Annotated in this window: 12 protein-coding genes; all 12 read left to right on the forward strand. The window is 42.3% G+C overall.

Annotated features, from left to right (window positions below):
• Nucleotides 1-281: 281 nt before the first annotated feature.
• Complete coding sequence (locus AN214_RS17265; RefSeq protein ID WP_054980864.1) at nucleotides 282-581, forward strand: isoamylase early set domain-containing protein; 300 nt, start codon at nucleotides 282-284, stop codon at nucleotides 579-581.
• 5 nt (nucleotides 582-586) lie between these two features.
• The gene (gene malQ, locus AN214_RS17270) at nucleotides 587-2,593 is read left to right on the forward strand and encodes a 4-alpha-glucanotransferase (protein ID WP_054980865.1); all 2,007 of its coding nucleotides are present in this window, start codon (nucleotides 587-589) and stop codon (nucleotides 2,591-2,593) included.
• On the forward strand, nucleotides 2,580-4,778 hold the full coding sequence (gene glgB, locus AN214_RS17275; RefSeq protein ID WP_054980866.1) for a 1,4-alpha-glucan branching protein GlgB: 2,199 nt from the start codon (nucleotides 2,580-2,582) through the stop codon (nucleotides 4,776-4,778). Before malQ ends, glgB begins: the two co-directional genes overlap by 14 nt.
• Complete coding sequence (gene glgX, locus AN214_RS17280; protein WP_054980867.1) at nucleotides 4,778-6,904, forward strand: glycogen debranching protein GlgX; 2,127 nt, start codon at nucleotides 4,778-4,780, stop codon at nucleotides 6,902-6,904. Before glgB ends, glgX begins: the two co-directional genes overlap by 1 nt.
• Before the next feature lies 1 nt (nucleotide 6,905).
• Nucleotides 6,906-9,416 carry a glycogen/starch/alpha-glucan phosphorylase gene (locus AN214_RS17285; protein WP_054980868.1) on the forward strand — a complete coding sequence of 837 codons (2,511 nt, stop codon included), beginning with the start codon at nucleotides 6,906-6,908 and terminating at the stop codon, nucleotides 9,414-9,416.
• Entirely contained in the window at nucleotides 9,409-10,728 is a 1,320-nt protein-coding gene (gene glgC / locus AN214_RS17290; protein WP_054980869.1) for a glucose-1-phosphate adenylyltransferase, read from the forward strand. Before AN214_RS17285 ends, glgC begins: the two co-directional genes overlap by 8 nt.
• A 9-nt stretch (nucleotides 10,729-10,737) precedes the next feature.
• Entirely contained in the window at nucleotides 10,738-12,285 is a 1,548-nt protein-coding gene (locus AN214_RS17295; protein ID WP_054980870.1) for a glycogen synthase, read from the forward strand.
• Nucleotides 12,286-12,369: 84 nt separating this feature from the next.
• Nucleotides 12,370-13,305: a polysaccharide deacetylase family protein gene (locus tag AN214_RS17300; RefSeq protein ID WP_054980871.1), complete on the forward strand. Its 936-nt coding sequence runs from the start codon at nucleotides 12,370-12,372 to the stop codon at nucleotides 13,303-13,305.
• Nucleotides 13,286-14,491: an HlyD family type I secretion periplasmic adaptor subunit gene (locus tag AN214_RS17305; protein WP_200911142.1), complete on the forward strand. Its 1,206-nt coding sequence runs from the start codon at nucleotides 13,286-13,288 to the stop codon at nucleotides 14,489-14,491. The genes AN214_RS17300 and AN214_RS17305 overlap by 20 nt, the downstream gene beginning before the upstream one ends.
• Before the next feature lie 4 nt (nucleotides 14,492-14,495).
• Nucleotides 14,496-14,837 carry a hypothetical protein gene (locus tag AN214_RS17310; RefSeq protein WP_054980872.1) on the forward strand — a complete coding sequence of 114 codons (342 nt, stop codon included), beginning with the start codon at nucleotides 14,496-14,498 and terminating at the stop codon, nucleotides 14,835-14,837.
• Complete coding sequence (locus AN214_RS17315) at nucleotides 14,830-15,357, forward strand: hypothetical protein (protein ID WP_054980873.1); 528 nt, start codon at nucleotides 14,830-14,832, stop codon at nucleotides 15,355-15,357. The genes AN214_RS17310 and AN214_RS17315 overlap by 8 nt, the downstream gene beginning before the upstream one ends.
• A 56-nt stretch (nucleotides 15,358-15,413) precedes the next feature.
• Nucleotides 15,414-16,330, forward strand: a 917-nt coding sequence (locus AN214_RS17320; RefSeq protein WP_054980874.1) for a hypothetical protein, incomplete at its 3' end; no start/stop codon positions are given.

Here is a 16,330-nt window from a genome sequence, read left to right on the forward strand (position 1 = left end):
CACAGTTAACTTGTTTATTAATATATGAAATTAATTCACATTCGCATTAGCTTTATTCGCTTGTACCTTTATTAATAACTTCTATACTCAATTGGCTTATATTTTGCGTTAAAAGGATATATAGCGAATATTTCGTCTTATTTGAGATTTTCTGCATCAATTTTGTGCATAAAAAGTTTTTTATGCACTGTCACGAAGCGTAAATATTCCTATGTTTAGATAATCACAGTTTATACGCTGGGCAGTTTGAAGCGTGTTAGTTAAATGGAAAGGAAAAAACAATGTTAACTAAACGATTTTTTAAGACCAAGCAAGAAGCAGAAGTAACATTTGAATTTGCAGCAGAAGCTGACACCCATGTGTCGTTGGCGGGCGAATTTAACGACTGGCAACCTGTTAGTATGAAGTACGTTAAAAAGGATCAGGTTTTTCGCACCAAACTTCGCTTACCTACAGAGCAAGACTTTCAGTTTAAATACCTCATTAATGAGCAGGAATGGCAAAATGACCATGCTGCTGATCACTATTTACTAAACGAGTTTGGTACTGATAACTCAGTTGTTTCTACAGTACGAGTTTAATTTGAGTGAATGCATTAGAACAGCTCTGCTACCTACAAGGGGTAGCACTCGATTATGTCGATTATTACGGACAGCAAACACGTATCAGTGATGGTGTAAGGCAACACATACTTAAAGCGTGTGGCCATGATGTTACTAATCAGCAAGCGATTCGCGAAACAAATTTTAGCCTTGATGCATTGCCTTGGAAAACGCGCGTTAATGACTTTCAAGTAACGTCAACTGAACATGCTGTGCTAAAGGTGCGTGCAGAGAGTTACGAGCCAAGCAAACACCTTGAAATTGTTATTTTACAAGGTGGAAATGCGCTTTGCCGTTTGGCAGTCGACCTCTCAGAGAGCACTGAAGTCGGTAACTATGTTATTGATGATGTACGTTACTCAGAGTATCAGATTGACTTACCTGTGCTTGAAGCAAACTACTATCAAGTTGAAGTTGTTTTTACTTCACAAATTTCAAAAGTTCAAAGATCAAATGCGACATTGGCTGTGGCACCACCCAGTTGTTTTTCATTAAATGAAAGTCAAAGACCGTGGGGCATTTCGTGTCAGCTTTATACACTTCGTGATAAACGAGAAAGTGGCTTTGGCGATTTTTCATCATTGAAAGAGCTTATTCAGCGCAGTAGTGAAAAAGGCGCGGATTATATTTTGCTTAACCCACTGCACAAACTGTTTGCCACTGAACCAGAGCGAGCTAGCCCTTATAGCCCAAGTGACCGCAACCAAATTAATCCACTTTATATCAGCCCAAGGCTGTGCGTTGATTACTCATTGCCAAATGGTGAATATCAAAGTAATGCAACGCACATCGATTATCGCCAAGCAACCACCCATAAATTTAAATGCTTTAAAGTGATGTATTTAAATTTTTGTGAATTGGAATTAGCAAACACAACGCAACGCGCGAACGAGTTCCGCGAGTTTGTTGAGCGCTATCAAACCTGGCAGCTTTCTGAATTTGAATATTATTTGCAGTGGGTTGCCAAAGAGCAACTGGATTACTGTCAGCGCTATGCCAAAACCAAAGGGATGACGATAGGGCTTATTTTAGACCTAGCCGTAGGCTGTACCCGCGATGGCGAAGAGTATAAGCGCAATCAAGCGCTGTTTGTAGAACATGCAAACATTGGTGCACCGCCTGATCCATGGGCACTTGATGGGCAAGATTGGGGATTGGCTGTGCCCGACCCGTTGAAACTAAAACAAACTAATTTTGCCCACTTTATTAGTTTAATTCGCGCCAATATGACCGCCGGCGGCCTACGTATTGATCATGTTATGGGGCTATTGCGGCTTTGGTGGTGTGTCACAGTCGATGAGCAACCAGCTGGGTGCTATGTGTATTACCCATTTAATGAGTTACTGGCGATTTTATGCTTAGAAAGTCATCTAAATCAATGTGTTGTAATTGGTGAAGATTTAGGTGTTGTGCCACAACAGATTAAGCAAAGCTTAGACAAGGCCCATGTTTATGGTAATGATATTTTTTATTTTGAAAAAGATCAGAACGGGCAGTTTATCGCGCCACAAGCGCACCGCAAACATGCAATGTTGATGATAGCAAATCACGATGTCGCGCCATTTTCTGCGTGGTGGCAACAGCGTGATATCGAAACACGAAAATCGTTTTCGCTTTACCCAACCCCAGAGCAATTTGGCTACGATATAACGCAGCGCGAGCAAGATAAATTAGCCTTACGCGAATGGCTAAAAGCGGCAAACACATTGCCAAACTCAGATGATGCCAGTGCTATTTATGCCGCAGTTGTTGAGACACTGAGCGCATCAAACTCGCAATTTTTATGTTTACAACTGGATGATCTTAGTGGCGAAACCTTCGCAGTCAATATTCCAGGAACCGATCAAGAATACCCTAACTGGCGACGTCGCCTATCACGCAATTTGCTTACTATTTTTGGCCCAATGCCCCATGAAGAGCAACACACCAGCGTGCAACAACCGCGATTTTGGCAGTTGCTAAATGCTAGGAGAAATAATGTCAGTAGCTAACTTTGCTTCGCTTAATGAACTTAACGAAGCACATAACACGTTAGAAAAAGCACATTCGCTGCAACGTGGCGATTTTATCGATGCGTTTAGCTTTTTGGGTAAACACACTATTAATAATGAATTAGCGGTAGTTCGCTGTTACATACCAGGCGCTAAAAAAGTTGCGATTTGTAGTGAAAATCAACAATTAGCTTTGGAAAAGTTTCAAGATACGGCGCTTTTTCAGTTGGTAGTAAGTCGCAACAAAGTCACCGAGCCAATTAAACTGGATATCGATTATGGTGATTGTCAGGTGCAGCGTTACCATGCATATAGTTTTGAATCGAGCCTTGATAGCGAAGCAATGTATTTGTTTAATCAAGGTACATTGGCACATGCATATCGTCACTTTGGCGCGCATTTTATAACGCAGCAAGGGGTTAAAGGCACGCGTTTTACCGTGTGGGCACCCAATGCAAAAGCGGTGTCAGTAATTGGTGATTTTAATTTTTGGGATGCCAGTTGCTACCCTATGCGTTTTCACCCAGCATCTGGGGTGTGGGAAATTTTTATCGGGGAAGATTTAAGCGATAAAAATTACAAATACAGCCTGCTAACCGAGCACAACGAGCGTATTGAAAAAGCCGACCCATTTGCGCTGCAAATGCAGTTGCCGCCCCATACGGCCTCGCGGGTAGCTAGCTTACCAAAAGCTCCTGCGCCAATTTCGCCGATTAATAAATTCAATCAAGCAATTAGTATTTATGAAGTGCACTTAGGTTCGTGGCGTCGCAATGTTGAGCAAGGTAACGGTTATTTGAGCTACCAGCAACTTGCCGAACAATTGATCCCCTATGTATTAGATCTTGGGTTTACCCATATTCAATTAATGCCAATCAGTGAATTTCCATTCGATGGTTCGTGGGGCTATCAACCTGTTGGCCTTTATGCGCCAACCAGTCGCTTTGGCGATATTAACGAATTTGCTGAGTTTATTAGTCAAATTAAAGCCGCGGGGCTAGGCGTATTGATTGATTGGGTGCCGGGGCATTTTCCAAATGATCCGCATGGCTTAGCCATGTTTGATGGCACTCATTTATATGAACATGCCGATAAACGCCAAGGCTACCACCCTGATTGGAATACCTATATTTATAATTACGACCGTGCTGAGGTACGCAGCTTTTTGCTCTCAAATGCCACATATTGGCTAACAGAGTTTGGTATTGATGGTATTCGTGTCGATGCAGTGGCATCGATGCTGTACCTTGATTACAGCCGCGAAGAAGGGCAGTGGGTAGCAAATTGTTATGGCGGCCGCGAAAACCTCGGAGCCATTAGTTTACTGCAGCAAATTAATGCCAGTGTTTACGGCGAAAACCCAAATATTGTCACGGTTGCTGAAGAGTCTACTGCATGGCCGGGGGTGACCAAACCCACTAACCAATCGGGTTTAGGTTTTGGTTTTAAATGGAATATGGGCTGGATGAATGACAGCCTAGAGTATATGAAAAAAGATCCCATATACCGCCGCCATCACCATAACGAGATGACGTTTTCATTAGTCTATGCGTTTAGCGAAAATTATATTCTGCCGCTATCGCACGATGAAGTGGTGCACGGTAAAGGCTCACTAATTAATAAAATGCCGGGCGATGACTGGCAAAAGTTTGCGAACTTACGTGCATTTTATGGCTTTATGTGGGCACATCCCGGTAAAAAACTACTGTTTATGGGCGGTGAATTTGCTCAATATGATGAGTGGGATCATGATAAGAGCCTAGACTGGCATTTACTTAATGAGGCAAAACATCAAGGTATTTTTAACCTTATAAAAGCGTTAAACACAACGTACAAAACCTACCCGCCACTATACGAAAAAGATAATAACGGCGAGGGTTTTCGCTGGATTGATGGCGGCAATGCTGATCAAAGCGTGTTTAGTTTTATTCGTAAAAGTAGTAGCGAACCAAATGTTATAGCGATATGCAACTTTACGCCCGAGGTGCATGAACACTTTAAATTAGGCGTACCAAAAGCAAAACGGTATCAGTTGGTATTGAATACCGACGACACGCAATTTGGTGGCAGTGGCGTATTAGTTGAAAACGAACTACCCGTATTCAAAGAAAATAATCATGGCTTCGAGCACAGTATATCGTTAACCCTCGCACCACTTGCGACCTATTATTTGGTGGCAAAATAATGGTCTCAGCCCGTTTTGCAATTCGCCCGGGAAACACCTCGCCACTGGGTGCAACACCAAGTGAAAACGGCACTAACTTTGCTATTTTTTCTGAACGCGCAACTAAGGTTGAGCTGTGCTTGTTCGATCAAAGTGGTCACAGCGAGATAGCGCGCATTCCACTTTATCGCGATGAGCAAGATATTTGGCATATTTTTATTCGCGGGGTGGGACAAGAACAGCTCTACGGTTACCGTGTTTACGGCAAATACAACCCGAAAAAAGGGTGTTACTTTAATCCCAACAAATTACTGTTAGACCCTTATGCAAAATCATTGTTTGGTGAGTTTAGCTGGGGCAATGCACACAGTTCAGATGACGTGTTTTGGCAGCTTGATTCGGCAATGGATATGCCAAAATGTAAAGTATCAACACTGCCATATTACACGGGTACTAAACCGAATATTCCGTGGCATAAAACGGTTATTTATGAATGCCATACCAAAGGCGCAACCAAACAATATACTTCTATTCCAGAGGAGTTACGCGGTACCTACTTGGGTTTAGCTCACCCCAACTTTATTTGGCATTTAAAAAGTTTAGGCGTAACAGCCATTGAATTGCTACCGGTACATAGCTTTATTAGTGAAGCATTTTTACCTGAGCGAGGCCTTAGCAACTATTGGGGTTACAACACCCTAAACTTTTTTACGCCGCACTTAGCCTATGCCCATACCAAGCAAGAACAAGAGTTCCAGCAAATGGTATCGGTGCTACATGAAGCGGGTATTGAAGTGATTATTGATGTGGTTTTCAACCATACCGCTGAGGGTAACGAGCAAGGGCCAACCTTGTCACTTCGCGGCATTGATAATCAAACTTACTATCGATTGCAGCAAAATAATTTTGCCTATTATGTAAATGATACTGGTTGCGGTAACACGCTAAATATTTCACATCCTAAAAGTTTACAGCTAGTGATGGATAGCCTGCGCTATTGGGTGCAAGTGTATGGGGTTGATGGCTTTCGCTTTGATTTAGCCAGTATTTTAGGCCGTGACCAAGACGGCTTTAAAAAACACCACACTTTCTTTCAAACCCTCGCGCAAGATCCCGTATTAAAAGGCGTGAAACTGATTGCAGAGCCTTGGGATTTAGCAATAGATGGTTATCAACTCGGTAATTATGTTGCTCCGTGGCGCGAGTGGAACGACCAATACCGTGACACCGTGCGCAGCTTTTGGCGAGGTGATACCAGCATGCTGCCAGAGTTTGCTCGTTTCTTTCATGGCTCAAGCCATTTGTTTGAGAAAAAAGGGCGTTCGGTTACCTCTAGTATTAACTTTATCACCGCCCACGATGGCTTCACCTTAGCCGACTTAGTCAGCTATACCAATAAACATAATCTAGCCAATCAAGAAGAAAACCGCGATGGTCACGATCATAATTTATCGACCAATTGGGGCGTTGAAGGGCAAACCGAAAACAGTGAAATCAATGCATTGCGTTTGCGTGCGCAAAAAAACCTGCTGTTAACCCTATGTTTATCTAACGGTGTGCCAATGCTGTGTGGCGGCAGTGAAGTGGCACATTCGCAAGGTGGCAACAATAACGCCTACTGCCAAGATAACGAAATAAGCTGGATTGATTGGCACACTAACGGGTTAGATGAGCCGCAACAGCATCCGCTGTATCAGTTTATTAGTCGCGCTTTAAAACTACGCAGTGAATTTTCGTTGTATCGCCAGAGCCACTTTATTCACGATGATGATCCGCGCTTTAGTGTTACTTGGTTAAACGAACACGGTGCGCTCATGCAAGATAGCGATTGGCACAACCCAGACGGCCATTGCCTTGGGTATTTAATGGAAGATATTCAAGACGATAAAGCACTGTTACTGCTGTTTAATGCATCCAGTAGTAACGTAGCGTTTAAGTTGCCGGAGCAAGAAGCGCATCATTGTTGGCGTATTCGACTGTCATCGCATTCTAACGAACGGGATGATGAATGCGTAAGTCCAGGACAGATGCTCACTCTGAGTAGCTACAGTGCATGGGTGCTTTCAAGCCACATTAAAATGCCCGCCAGTAAGCAGCATGCAACAGATACAACCCAAACGTTCAATTTAACTAAGCAAGGAGTTTAGTGTGAACAAGCAATCAAATTTAGCCGATAAAAAAACGCCTTTACCTTCAAGTATTATCGAAAACTCAGATCTGAGCGAAGACTTATATCGTCATTTTTATTACACATTAGGGCGCGACCAGGTCAATAAATCGCAGCGTTATTTGTATCAAGCGTTAGCACTAACCATTCGGGATAGGTTGGTGGCAAAGTGCCGCCAAACCAACCAACAGCGCGATAGCGTGCCACATAAACAAGTGGCGTATTTATCGCTCGAATTTTTAATGGGGCGTGCGCTAAATAACGCGATTTTAAATTTAGATTTAGCACCTGAAGTAACCGAGGCGCTTACCCAATATGGCAGTGAACTTGAGCAAGTTGCCGCGGCTGAACACGACGCAGGCCTTGGCAACGGCGGTTTAGGGCGTTTAGCAGCGTGCTTTTTAGATAGCTGTGCCACACTAAAACTGCCTGTGGTTGGCTACGGCTTACGCTATGAATATGGCATGTTTAATCAATCACTTGAGCAAGGGCGTCAGGTTGAACAGCCCGATCACTGGCTACATGAAGGGCATCCGTGGGAAATTGCCGCACCAGAACAAAGCCAACGAGTGAAATTCTTTGGTCATGTGGAAGTGTATAAAGACAAACATGGCCGCGAGCATCGCAACTGGGTAAATACCCAAGATGTGTTAGCTGTGCCCTATGATGTGCCGATCCCAGGTTATCGCAATGATGTAGTGAATCGCCTACGCCTTTGGAAAAGTGAAGCAACGGAAGAATTTGATTTAAGAGAGTTTAATGCGGGCAGTTACCCTGAAGCGGTTGCCAAAAAGAACCAAGCTGAACAAATCACCATGGTGCTTTATCCAAACGATGCCAGTGAAAACGGTAAAGAGCTGCGTTTACGCCAGCAATACTTTTTATCAAGCGCAACACTGCAAGACATCATTGCTAAATGGGTAAAACAATACGGTGAAGATTTCCATAACTTCCCGAAATACCATGTTTTTCAACTAAACGATACACACCCTAGCATTGCTGTGGCAGAGCTGATGCGCATTTTACTTGATGATCATCAGCTCGATTGGGATAAAGCATGGCAAATTACCTCAAGTACCATGGCGTATACTAATCATACCTTATTGCCTGAAGCGCTAGAAAAATGGCCTGTCAGGTTATTTGAGCGTTTACTGCCGCGTTTACTTGAAATTATTTATGAAATTAATGCCCGCTTTTTACAACAAGTAGCAACCTGCTGGCCGGGCGATACGCAAAAGCAGCGCGATATGTCGCTAATTGAAGAAGGGCCAGAGCCCAAAGTTCGCATGGCATATTTAGCCATTGTCGGCTCGTATTCAGTAAACGGCGTTGCTGCACTTCATACTGAATTACTCACTAACGGCTTATTTAGTGACTTTTATGCGCTGTGGCCAGAGCGCTTTAATAACAAAACCAATGGCGTAACACCAAGGCGTTGGTTGTCGCATTGTAATCCTAAATTGGCGCAATTAATAAACCAACAAATTGGCGACGAATGGGTCAGCGATTTCAGTAAAATTAATGCATTACGTGCGAAGTTTGATAATAAATCGCTGCATAAAAAATGGCAAAAAGTGAAGCTTGAAAACAAACAAGCACTGGTAGATTTAGTCGAACGTGAAACTGGCGTTGAGTTTGATGCGACCATGCTGTTCGATGTGCAAGTAAAGCGTATTCATGAGTACAAACGCCAGTTACTTAACATTTTGCATGTTATTCATCTTTATGAACGCATTCGCGAAGGGGAACTTGAAGGCTTTACACCGCGCTGTGTGTTATTTGGTGGTAAAGCGGCACCCGGTTATTTTATGGCGAAGCTCACTATTCGCTTAATCAATCATGTGGCGGATGCCATAAACAATGACCCAGCTGCCAAACCTTATTTGCGCGTCGCATTTTTGCCTAATTATAATGTTACGGCGATGGAAACCATTTGCCCTGCAACGGACCTCTCCGAACAAATATCTACTACAGGTAAAGAAGCGTCGGGCACGGGAAATATGAAGTTTATGATGAATGGTGCACTCACCATTGGCACGTTAGATGGCGCAAACATTGAAATTTCAGAAGCGGTTGGCCTAGATAACTTCTTTTTGTTCGGCGCTAAAGCTGAGCAATTGGCGCAAATTTGTGAGCATTATAACCCCAATGACATCATTGCAAATTCACCAAACTTATCACGTGTGATTACATTGATTGAAAGTGGTCATTTTAACTTATTTGACCCAGACTTATTTCAGCCGCTGATCAACTCAATCCGTGATAACCATGATCAATGGCTCACTGCTTACGATTTTGACAGTTACGTTAAAGCGCAAGAAGCCTCAGCTGCACTTTACCAAGATCAAAGTGCTTGGACCCAAAAAAGTATTTTAAATACGGCCGCATCAGGTATGTTTTCGAGCGACCGCACCATAAGCCAATACAACTCAGATATTTGGCAAGTTAAGGCAATCGAATTCAACAAGGCACAAGGAGAACGTAATGCCTAATTCCGCAAATCGTTATATAAGTAACCTTACCCGCGACACCTATGCACTGATTTTGGCTGGTGGCCGGGGCTCGCGTTTAAAAGAATTAACCGATTGGCGCGCAAAGCCTGCGGTGTATTTTGGCGGTAAGTTTCGCATCATTGATTTTCCGCTGTCGAATTGCATTAACTCGGGCGTGCGCAAAGTAGGTATTGCAACACAATATAAATCGCATAGTTTAATTCGCCATGTTAATCGTGCGTGGGGTCACTTTAAAAAGGAACTAGGTGATTCAGTTGAGATTTTACCAGCATCGCAACGCTATAGTGATGACTGGTACTGCGGCACGGCCGATGCGGTATATCAAAATATGGACATTATTCGTCACGATTTACCAAAGTACGTGATGATTTTATCGGGCGACCATGTTTATCGTATGGACTATGGTGAGTTGATTGCTAAGCACGTAGAAACGGGCGCGGATATGACGGTATGTTGTTTGGAAGTGCCCGTGGAAGAAGCGGCAGGCGCTTTTGGTGTGATGGCGGTGAACAATGAAAAACGCGTACAGCGCTTTGAAGAAAAACCAGCGAACCCTGCGCCATTACCGAACGACCCAACTAAGTGTTTAGCGTCGATGGGTAACTATGTGTTTAATACAGAGTTTTTGTTTGAACAATTGAAAAAAGATGCGCAAAACAGCTGCTCTGGCCGCGATTTTGGCCACGATATTATTCCATCGATCATTGAAGAGCATAATGTGTATGCGTATCCATTTAGAGATACGCGTCAAGGTGGCACGCCTTATTGGCGTGATGTAGGTACGCTAGATTCATTCTGGGAAGCCAATATGGAGCTAGTATCGCCAACGCCATCGCTTGATTTATACGATAGAAATTGGCCTATTTGGACTTATCAAGAGCAACTGCCGCCCGCTAAATTTATTTTTGATGATGAAACACGTCGCGGCATGGCGGTTGATTCAACGGTGTCAGGTGGTTGTATTATATCAGGCTCAACCATTCGCAAATCACTGCTTTTTTCAAATGTGCATGTGCATTCGTATTGCACAGTGGAAGAAACAGTTGTGTTACCGGGCGTTGTGATTAACCGAAACTGTGTCATTAAAAAAGCCATTATTGATCGTAGCTGTGTTATTCCTGAAGGGTTAAGCATCGGCGTTGATCACAAACAAGATGAAGGCAACGGCTTTAGAATTTCAAGTGGTGGCGTGGTGCTTGTTACGCGCGATATGATTGCTGCGCTTGCAAAAAAGTCGCAACAAGCGGATGCCGAAACTAATAAATCTTCAAGCCAAGCGGCGATTGCATAAGAGGACTGTATGCGAATTTTGATGTTAGCGGCCGAAAACGATTGTATTTCGGGCGCGAAAGTTGGCGGTGTCGCCGATGTAATTCGTGATGTGCCAAAGGCACTTGCAGAGCATAACATTAATGTGGATGTGGTGATCCCCGATTATGGTTATTATCACAGCCATTACAACGGTGAGTGTGTCGCAGAAGTGAGCTTTTCATTCGCTCACCAGCAGCACACTGCCTACCTTTATAAATTGCACGCAATCTCAAGCGACAACGTAACCCAGTATGTGGTGGTACACCCGCTCTTTCAACAAGCAGGAGAGAGCCGCGTTTATTGTCATGATGAAGATAACCGCCCATTTGCCAAAGATGCCACCAAGTTTGCGCTTTTTTGTAATGTTATTGCCGAGTGCATTTTACAAGGGCATTTAGCGGCAGACATTTTTCATTTGCATGATTGGCATGCGGCAACCTTAGCTGTGCTTTTGAAGTTTGATACACGCTATCGTGATTTTGCTAATACTAAGCTGGTATACACAGTTCATAATCTTGCGCTACAAGGTACACGACCTTTTAATGGCGATGATTCAAGTTTAGAGGCGTGGTTTCCAAGCTTAAGTTACGACGGCCAACAATTATGCGACCCGCGCTACCCGTTTTGTTATAACCCAATGCGCGCAGCAATTAGTTTGGTTGATAAAGTACACTTTGTATCAGACAGTTATGCCGAAGAGGTGCTGAGTGCCAGCGACCATCAAAATGGCATTTATGGTGGCGAAGGGCTGGAACAGGTGCTTGCAGAAAATAGCGATAAACTGGTTGGTATTTTAAATGGCTGTGAATACAGCAGTGAGCCTGAGCCGAAAGTCACGCTCGATTGCTTTTTACGCAGCAGTAAAACGTGCCTTCGAAACTGGATGAGCCGTTTTGAGCAATTAAAAACCGTGCATTACCTTGCTAATGAGCAAATATCGCTATGGCAAGATAGCCCACAGTTTAAAGGCCCCATTGTTTCCAGTATTGGCAGGTTAACTGAGCAAAAAGTGCGTTTATTACTTGAGCGCGCTGATGGTGAAGTGGCTCTAAGTAAAATGCTTAATCAATTAAGCGAAAAAGGCGGCCGCTTTATTATGCTTGGCAGTGGCGACAATCATTACGAATTTTTGTTAATGCAGCTCATGGCAAAGCATAGTAACTTTTTGTTTTTAAATGGTTATGGGCAAAGTTTGTCGGACGATTTATATCTGCTAGGCGATCTTTTCTTAATGCCAAGCTCGTTTGAGCCATGTGGCATCAGCCAAATGCTTGCGTTAAAAGCGGGCCAGCCGTGTATTGTGCATGGGGTAGGCGGTTTAAAAGACACGGTAAAACATCACGAAAATGGTTTTGTCTTTGAGGGAAATACCATTAGTGAGCAAGTACACTCGCTGCAAAGCGTATTTAATGAGGCGCTAAACTGTTATATGAACGACACTGCAAAGTGGCAAACTCTGGTACACACCGCTAAAACCAGCCGCTTTAGTTGGCAAAGCAGCATCGAGCAGTATTTAACTAAACTGTATAACAACTAATGTTATAAATAACAGTTGGTTGCGTTGTTTAATTTAAATGCCAATGTTAGGGTGACTAATTAACATTAGTCACCCTTTTTATTTATGAAGCCTTTTTTATTAATCACATCTATTGTTGTTACTTTGTTATTTTCAAACACCGTAAGCGCAAAGCAAATCGCCTTTACATTTGATGATGCACCACGAAAAGCAACTGGCTATTTTGATGGACCAACGCGCTCTAAAACATTGATTAAAGAACTAAACGATCATGGCATAAAACAAGCTGCATTTTTTGCAACCACACGCCATTTAAATGAAGAGGGTAAAGCGCGCTTAAAAGCGTACGCCAATGCTGGGCATATTATTGCCAATCACACACATACCCATCCAGATATCAATAAAACCAGCCTAGAAGATTATTTGCAGGAAATTACAACCGCCCATAACCAGATTAAAGAGTATCCAAACTTTAAACCTTGGTTTCGCTTTCCCTATTTGCGAGAAGGCGATAGTCAACAAAAGCGTGACGGCGTGCGTGCCTATTTAGCTAAAAATGACTACCGCAATGCATACATTACACTTAATAACTACGATTGGTACATTGAAAATTTATTTCAAGATGAGCTAAAAAATGGCAAAGAAGTCGACTTTGATAAACTAAAAGAGTTTTACATTGATGTAATTATACAAGGCGCAAAATACTACGATGAATTGGCAGTAAAATATTTAGGTTACTCACCAAAACACGTTATTTTGCTACATGAAATGGATATTACCGCCCTATTTGTTGGCGACTTGGCAGATGCTTTCCGCGATAAAGGCTGGCAAGTTATATCGCCAGAAAAAGCCTACCAAGACCCAATTGCCAGCTACCAAACCGAGCGCATTATGAAATACAACCCAGGACGCATTGGCGAAATTGCAAAAGACAAAGGCCAAACTAAACAACTTTGGTACCACACCTTAGATGAAGCGTATTTAAAAGCACGCTTTGAAAAAGAAGTGGTGAAAGAGATAGATGGTGAAGATAAGCAATGATAGTTTTAAAGTGGGTGTCTTTGTTAATGGCTTTTTGTTAATGGCTACTCCTAAGCGACAAGTTAAAGTGATCCAGCCGATTGAAGCAGGCTCTGTAACTGCAATTCATGTTACTGAAGGGCAAAAGGTCAAAAAAGGACTATTATTGATTGAGCTTGACCCTGCCATAACCCAAGCTGAAAGCAATCGATTAAAAAACGAAATAAACGAACTAGATGTTCAGCTTAATCGCAATAAAGCTCTATTATCCCTTGTTAAAAATAAACAAACATTTGCAACAATAAATACCTCAAGTTTAACACCAGAACACTTAACTCTATTACAAAATGAATTCGCACAATATCAACAACAACAAAGCAAACTCGCAAACGAGCTAGAACGGTTAACAGCAGAACTATTAGCAACCGAGCTTCGTGAAACGCAAATCAAAACAACCTTGCCTCTTTTGCAAGAACGGGCGACATCACTCGAAACGCTGCAAAAAAACAAATTAGTTTCGCGTGACCAATTTTTAGCTATCAAACAGGAAGCGCTCGAACTAGAGCATGAAATGCTTATTCAAACAGCAAATGTGAAGCAGCTTAATGTCGCGATAAAAGGAGCTGAGCAACAACTGACTTTGCTAAAACAAGAGTTAATAACAACCACTCAAGGTCAAGTCACAGAGGCGTTACGGCAAAAAAATGCGCTTCATCAAGAGCTAATTAAAAGTGAGTTTTTACAGCAAAAAACTAAGTTGCTTGCCCCAACAGCAGGCACGGTTGAAAATTTAATGATTACAACCATTGGTGCAGTAGTCACGCCAGCGCAAGAACTTATGCAAATTGTACCAAAAGACTCAGAGCTCATTGTTGAAGCTGGGTTACTTAATAAAGACATTGGCTTTACTTATACCGGGCAATCAGTCGAGGTAAAAATTGAAAGTTTTCCATTCACCCGTTATGGCGTGATTGAAGGTGAGGTGATTGATGTATCAACCGACACCATTGAGCATGAACAATTAGGTCTTATTTTTCCTATAAAAGTGGCGTTACAAGCACAAACCATTAATGTAGATGGTCGTACAGTGCCACTTAGCGCAGGCATGATAGTGTCTGCAGAGGTAAAAACGGGAAAACGAAGAATCATTGAATTTTTATTATCACCTATTGTTCAACATATGGATGAAGGGATTAGGGAAAGATAGATATATGAGAAAAAACATAGATTTGTATTTGTTTATTATTGTGCTCTTACCGTTTGCTTTTGCTGGGCTTCTCATCAATAAACAAGACTTGCCCATTAGGGAAAGATATGTGGTGTTTGAATCATACGAATATGTCGGAAGGAGACATGGGTTTCAATTTAGAGCTTTTGAAGAAAAAACGCTGCATACGTGGTACACAACAAAAATCGAAGCAATTCAGTATTTGAAGCCAGGCCAAAAAGTTCGAATTAAAAGCAAAGAATGCAATGAAAAGGGTGGATGTGGGAGAATAATCTCATTACATGATGGAAAAAATTATTTAATTAAGGAACAGAATAATGACTAGGTTAAAATCTGATGAAGAACTTTACCGACGACTTTATATAAAGCTTGGTGAAGTAATTAATGGTGAAATCACCGTACATCAAGCTATGTCAGACATGGAAGGAGACTATAAAAAATATAAAAGCGGCGATTTTGGTGCTGTAGACTTAATCGGCCTATCTGGTACGCTTTCGAGTTTAGCTAGCCTATTTGTTTCGCTAGCAAAATCTAATGCAGCACTGTCAGGTATATCCTTATTTTCGGATATTACAAAAGTTAGTGACAAGTTGAACAAAGGAGAGAAAGTAACTGACGCGGATTTATATAAACTAGCTGCTGGTACGGCAGGAGTTATAGGTGCTATTGCTGCTATTGCAAATCCTGTTGGTTTGGCAGCGCTGGGAGCTCTAGGGCTTTCTATGCTGTTTGGTGCAGGTGCGCTTTATGAAGACACTCATGGCAACGGAAGCTCCGATATTTTAGACTTGTTTGAAGGTGCTATCAATAATAATTACAAAGACACCCACTCTAATTTGATTTAGTTTGGGTGTTTTTCTATGTTTAGGTTAGGTAACACTTCTTAAGGATGAGAAGTTCTATGGCGGTTCCAAGAAAACAACAAATCAGTCTGATTGATACTCCCTATTACCATTGTATTTCACGTTGTGTACGCCGCGCTTTTTTATGCGGTGAAGATAAAAGCACTGGGCAATCGTTTGAGCATCGAAGAGCTTGGGTCGAAGAAAAATTACTCGCACTGAGCAAGGTGTTTTGTATAGATGTGTGTGCGTATGCAGTAATGAGTAACCATACTCATGTTGTCTTATGTGTGGATGAGAAGAAAGCGAAACGATTAAAACAGAAAGCCGTTATTATTCGTTGGCACAAGTTATTTAAAGGCAATTTGCTCACACAAAAATACCTATCGGGTAAGCCCCTAAATCCAGCTGAAGAAAACACGTTAGATGAAATGACTAAAGTGCTTCGAAATCGTTTAAAAGACATCAGTTGGTTTATGCGTGTACTCGTTGAAGACATCGCTCGCAAAGCGAACTTTGAAGAGAACTGCACAGGTCGCTTCTGGGAAGGGCGGTTTAAATCTCAAGCACTCCTTGATGAAGCAGCACTTGCAGCCTGTATGGCGTATGTTGACTTAAACCCAATAAGAGCAAAAATAGCAAACACACCAGAAAAATCAGATTACACCAGCATTCAACAACGCATTAACGCAGCTCTTAAAGGCACTCAACCCAAAGCGCTGCTTAAGTTTGAAGGTAACCCACGCAAGCATATGCCAAAAAACTTACCGTTCGAACTCAAAAGCTATATTGAACTCGTTGAGTTAACAGGACGTATTATTCGCGAGGATCAGCGCGGCGCTATTTCAGCGAACGAACTTCCAATTTTAACTCGCTTAGGCATATCACCTGAAAATTGGCTTAAGCTCACCACGCAATTTACCAAATCATTTCATGGTGCTGTTGGAAAACCAGACAATATGATTGAATATTGTGA

This window comes from Pseudoalteromonas sp. P1-9 (genome assembly GCF_001399975.1).
GTDB lineage: Bacteria > Pseudomonadota > Gammaproteobacteria > Enterobacterales > Alteromonadaceae > Pseudoalteromonas.